Raw genomic sequence first — 1,627 nt, 5'->3', positions numbered from 1 at the left:
CTCCCGCGCGGTTGCCACCGCCGCGCAGCTCGCCGGGCCGGCAGCCCAGCGCCCGCTCCAGCCAGCCCGCGTCCGACTGCCAGCGCGCCAGCTGCTCGGCGGTGACGGTGCCGGAGCCGGAGGCGAAGACGTTCAGCAGCACCTTCGACGCGAGCGCCGCGCGCCGCACCTCGGCGGCCCGGTCACGCGCACCGTCCTCGTCCGGCTCGGGCGTCATCAGCCCGTCGAACTCGGCGGCCAGCTCCGGGTGCCGCTGCACCACGGAGTCGACGGACGCCTGTGGATCCAGCAGCGCGGACGGCAGGCCGACGTCCTCGACCACCGCCAGACTCGCCGACTCCAGGGACGCCTGCTCCTCGGGATCGAAGAGGCGGGCCAGCAGCCGCCAGTACAGCACCTGCCGCCGGTTCTCGTCCGGATCGGGCGCCGGGGCGCCTCCCATGGTCCGCCCGCTCACTTCCGCAGCAGCTTTCCGGCGCGCTCGCGCAGTACCTTCACGGCATCGGTGGCGGCCTTCTCGGCGCGCACGCCGGCCTTGTCGGCCGTGCCCCCGGCCCAGGCCCCGGCGTGCACGGCGACGCTCTTCTTCCGCACCGTCCTCTCCACGGCGAGCGGCTGGAGCAGGAACTCCCCGGCGTCCCACCGCAGCAGCCCGACACAAGCACCGGACGAGGCGACGACCTCGGGGGTGAGCGGACCGGCGGCCGGAACCCGGTCGGTGTCGACGACGAGCCGCTGCCCGGCGACCTGGAACGCCACCCCGTCCCCGTCCTCCTCCACGGCGTACCCCTCCAGCAGGACGGGCACGGCGATCCGGGCCGGATGCCGGTCGAGCGGAGCGGTCGCGAAGGCCGCGGCGGCGGGCAGCGCCACCCGCGCGGTGGCGAAGACCTCGGCGGGCTCGCCCGTACGGGCCCGTGCGTCGTCCCAGAGCAGATCGCCCTCACCGGTGACGGGCATCGCGTCGAGCTCCATGGCCCGCCCCTCGCTCACGGCGGCCAGCAGGGACAGGTGCGGCCGGAGCAGCTGCCACAGCCCCGCCCCGACGACGGTGTCGGGCTTCGGCGCGGACACCGAGGCCCGCACCAGCCGCGGCGTGCCACCGTCCGCCGGCTCGAACACCGCGTGCACCTGCGCCTGTACGGCGGTGGCGTGCTCCTGCACGTCGACACCGAGCGGCAGCAGACGACCGGTCACCTCGCCGGCCGCGAGGGCGGACGCCGCGCCGGGCAGGGTCAGCAGCACGGCGCGTGACCACAGGTCGGCCCACCGTCGTACGGGAACGTGCTCCAGTGTCGCGCCGGGGCAGGACGCGGCGAGTTCGGCGGCGAAGCCGTCGAGCAGCGTGGCCAGGCGGCGCAGTGCCGGGTCGGGCAGCATGGCGGACACGACGGGCGCGGCACCGGTGATCACCTCGTGGTCGATACCGCGCCAGCCGGCCCGCGCGAGGTCGCACAGCCAGCTACGGGCGGCGGCACACAGGTTGGCCGCGTGCTCCTCCCCACCGGCCGCGGCCGTGCCGCTCTCCTCGGCCCGCGCCCGCCCGACGGCCTCCTCGACCCGCAGGAGGAGCGCGTCGTGCACGGAGCCGAGCAGCGCGGTGCGCGCGGCGGCGAGTGCGACGAAG

1 protein-coding gene and 1 pseudogene are annotated in these 1,627 nt (G+C 76.3%); both read right to left on the bottom strand.

What is annotated here, in order from left to right:
- Positions 1-442 (bottom strand): annotated as a pseudogene (locus B7767_RS32390) (VWA containing CoxE family protein); the annotation flags it as partial.
- 11 nt (positions 443-453) lie between these two features.
- Positions 454-1,627 (bottom strand): hypothetical protein (locus B7767_RS32385; RefSeq protein WP_107486453.1); only part of this gene is annotated, 1,174 nt, incomplete at its 5' end.

Source organism: Streptomyces sp. 13-12-16 (assembly GCF_002114215.1).
GTDB lineage: Bacteria > Actinomycetota > Actinomycetes > Streptomycetales > Streptomycetaceae > Streptomyces.
This window is presented reverse-complemented; position numbering and strand designations above follow the sequence as displayed.